2 protein-coding genes are annotated in these 3,393 nt (G+C 48.9%); one reads left to right on the top strand and one right to left on the bottom strand.

The genetic code is table 11. The features are described from left to right. The first annotated feature begins 84 nt into the window (after positions 1–84). The gene (gene clpB, locus DXZ20_RS16315) at positions 85–2,721 is read left to right on the top strand and encodes an ATP-dependent chaperone ClpB (RefSeq protein ID WP_163659632.1); all 2,637 of its coding nucleotides are present in this window, start codon (positions 85–87) and stop codon (positions 2,719–2,721) included. Positions 2,722–2,881: 160 nt separating this feature from the next. On the opposite strand, the gene DXZ20_RS16310 is transcribed toward clpB, so the two are convergent. Then, complete coding sequence (locus DXZ20_RS16310; RefSeq protein ID WP_163699299.1) at positions 2,882–3,082, bottom strand: hypothetical protein; 201 nt, start codon at positions 3,080–3,082, stop codon at positions 2,882–2,884. Positions 3,083–3,393 lie beyond the last annotated feature (311 nt).

Raw genomic sequence — 3,393 nt, 5'->3', positions numbered from 1 at the left:
CCCTACTCCCCCAGCGCAGCGAACGCCCCCCACCCCCAATTGATATACTGATTACTCGTTTCCCTGCCGAACCATTTAGACCCCATGCAGCCATCTAATCCTGATAAATTTACCGCTAAGGCATGGGATGCCATTGTTGAAGCTCAAGATGTGGCACGACGTTTTCGTCAGCAATACCTTGAGGTTGAGCATGTCATGGTGGCGCTAATTGAGCAGCAGGGGTTGGCGGATACCATTTTGTCCAAAGCGGGTTTGGATCCTGAGCTAGTGCTGCAAGAGTTGGAAGCGTTTGCCCAGCGTCAGGCGCGTGCCAGGGTGTCAGCAGATAGTAGCTTGTATTTGGGGCAAAGTCTGGACCGGATGCTCGATCAGGCAGAGGCAGCTCGTCAACTGCTACAGGACGACATCATTTCTGTTGAGCATGTGCTGCTGGGGTTTGCTGAGGACGAGCGCATTGGCCGACGGCTACTGCGTGGTTTTGAGTTAGATGTATCTGGCATTCGTGCGGCCATTAATCAAGTGCGTGGTAAGCAAAAAGCCACCGGTCAGAACCCGGAGGAGTCTTACGAAGCGTTAGAGAAATATGGTCGCGATTTAACGGAAGAGGCTAAACACGGTAAGCTTGACCCGGTTATTGGCCGTGATGAAGAAATTCGGCGGGTGATTCAGGTTGTTTCACGGCGTACTAAGAACAACCCTGTTTTAATTGGTGAACCCGGTGTGGGTAAAACCGCCATTGCGGAAGGGTTAGCCCAACGTATTGTCAATGGCGATGTGCCCGAATCCCTTAAGGATCGCCAGCTGATTTCCCTGGATATAGGTAGCCTAATTGCTGGAGCTAAATACCGTGGTGAATTTGAAGAACGGCTGCGCTCAGTGCTAAAGGAAGTGGCTGAGTCTGATGGTCAGGTCGTGCTCTTCATTGACGAACTCCATACCGTCGTTGGCGCGGGTGGTGGTAATAGTAATGTGGATGCCGGCAACCTGCTCAAGCCGATTTTGGCACGGGGAGAGCTGCGCTGTATTGGTGCCACGACTCTCGACGAGTATCGTAAGCACATTGAGAAAGATGCGGCCCTAGAGCGACGGTTTCAGCAGGTCTACATTGGTCAGCCTAGTGTGGAAGATGCCATTTCGATTCTGCGTGGTTTAAAAGAACGCTACGAGGCCCATCATGGTGTGAAGATCGTGGATTCGGCGTTGGTGGCTGCAGCGACGCTATCGGATCGTTACATTAGCGATCGCTTTTTACCCGATAAAGCGATCGATCTGATCGATGAGGCGGCTGCCAAGCTCAAAATGGAGATTACGTCCAAACCGGTGGAGTTGGAGACCATTGATCGGCGATTACGGCAGCTAGAAATGGAAAAACTCTCCTTACAAGGGGAAGAGTCCACATCCCGCACATCGAAACAACGGTTATCTCGCATTAATAAAGAGATCGAAAAACTCTCTGTTAAACAACAGAAATTTACGGCACAGTGGCAGTCTGAAAAGCAAGCCCTCGATGCCATTAAGGCATTGAAACAAGAAGAAGATCAGCTGCGGGTACAAGTGGAGCAAGCTGAGCGGGCCTATGATTTGAATCGGGCTGCCCAAATTAAGTATGGACGTTTGGAAGCTGTACAACAGGAGCTGGAGATTTTAGACGGGCAGCTGCAAGAGATGCAGGATAAGGGATCTACTCTGTTGCGTGAACAGGTAAGTGAGGCGGATATTGCCGAGATTGTTGCCAATTGGACGGGGATTCCCGTCAATCGCTTGATGGAAACTGAGCGGCAAAAGCTGTTGCAGTTAGAGGGATATTTGCATCAGCGTGTGGTTGGGCAAAGTGAAGCGGTGACTGCTGTAGCGGCCGCTATTCGCCGGGCCCGCGCAGGCATGAAAGACCCGGGCAGACCCATCGGCTCATTTTTATTTATGGGACCGACAGGGGTGGGTAAGACTGAGTTGGCCCGTGCGTTAGCTGACTGTTTGTTTGATACCGAGGAGGCCCTGGTGCGGGTGGATATGTCGGAGTATATGGAAAAGCATTCCGTCGCTCGACTGATCGGTGCACCGCCTGGATATGTTGGCTATGAAGAAGGTGGGCAGCTATCTGAGGCTGTCAGACGTCATCCCTATTCTGTGGTGCTGCTGGATGAGGTGGAAAAGGCCCACCCCGATGTATTTAATATTTTGCTACAGGTACTCGATGATGGTCGGATTACCGATTCTCAAGGACGAACGGTGGACTTTCGCAACACAGTCATTGTCATGACTAGCAACATTGGTAGCGATCACATTCTTGATGTAGCGGGAGATGAATCGCAGTTTGTAGAAATGCAGGAGCGAGTGCTGGGTGCCCTGCGTGGTCATTTTCGTCCAGAGTTTCTCAATCGTGTGGATGATTTGATTATCTTCCATCCATTGAGTAAAGATGAACTCCGTTCTATTGTGTCGATTCAGCTGAAGCGTCTGTATAAACTCCTGGCAGATCAAAAGATTGCCTTACATGTTTCAGAGTCAGCCATTGATTACGTGGCGGATAAGGGCTACGACCCTGTTTATGGAGCCAGACCGCTGAAGCGGGCGATCCAGCGGGAGTTGGAGAATCCCATCGCCACCAAAATTTTAGAAAATACCTTTGTTGAAGGCTGCAAAGTCGTTATCGATTACATCGAAGATCGTCTCAAGTTTCAGGTTAAAAAAGCTGACGCCTTAGACGACAAGGCTGCTTAGGCGGGTTGATCATAATTTGATAGGTATTAAAAACCCCGATGTCCTTATCGACATCGGGGTTTAAGTACTATTAAATGTCAAAATCATGGATCCAATGGCAATAGTAGATGCTGCTTTGCGGTAAATCCTCTGATCTGACTCACTACGTTTGAGTGCCAGGTTAGGAGTTACGACCACCTTCAATCACACACACATCGATGGCATTGGATAACCCTGAATTCACTTGGCTAAGGCTTTCTAACATTGTTAGAACGAACCCTTGGGGGGGGAAGTAGCTTGGGCGCTTAGCATTCATAACCACGGTTTTCACAATGGCGTCTTCTATACTGCCGCCCTCTAGTAACGTGCTGAGTATCCACATAGAAATGTAGTCTGGGGAACATATTCACATAATCTTTGTAAAAGGAGTAAAAAGCATCAGCCAATTGAACTAGATGTATATCCGGTACTTTGACATAAATGTTCATGAATACGAGCGTCGCTGAAGGCCCTTAAATCAAGGGTTTCAGAGGATGACATCAGAGTAAAGGCTTGATGTGTAAGGATTTTTACGGGGATACTTTGCAGAATTGTCCAGGAAAAACTGGGACCCAGATCGGCCTTTTGATCTAAAGATTGAACGGAGAGCTACATAAAAAGATCATATTTGGTGGCTAGATGTTGGAGATTATA

This window comes from Adonisia turfae CCMR0081 (assembly GCF_011009555.1).
Lineage (GTDB): Bacteria > Cyanobacteriota > Cyanobacteriia > Phormidesmidales > Phormidesmidaceae > Leptothoe > Leptothoe turfae.
Note: the sequence above shows the minus strand (reverse complement) of the source record. Positions and strands in the feature narration are given on the sequence as shown.

Bases quoted from the DNA above. Each gene is read 5' to 3' on its own strand.
- clpB (WP_163659632.1), top strand. From the start codon at position 85: ATGCAGCCATCTAATCCTGATAAATTTACCGCTAAGGCATGGGATGCC.
- DXZ20_RS16310 (WP_163699299.1), bottom strand. From the start codon at position 3,082: ATGTGGATACTCAGCACGTTACTAGAGGGCGGCAGTATAGAAGACGCC.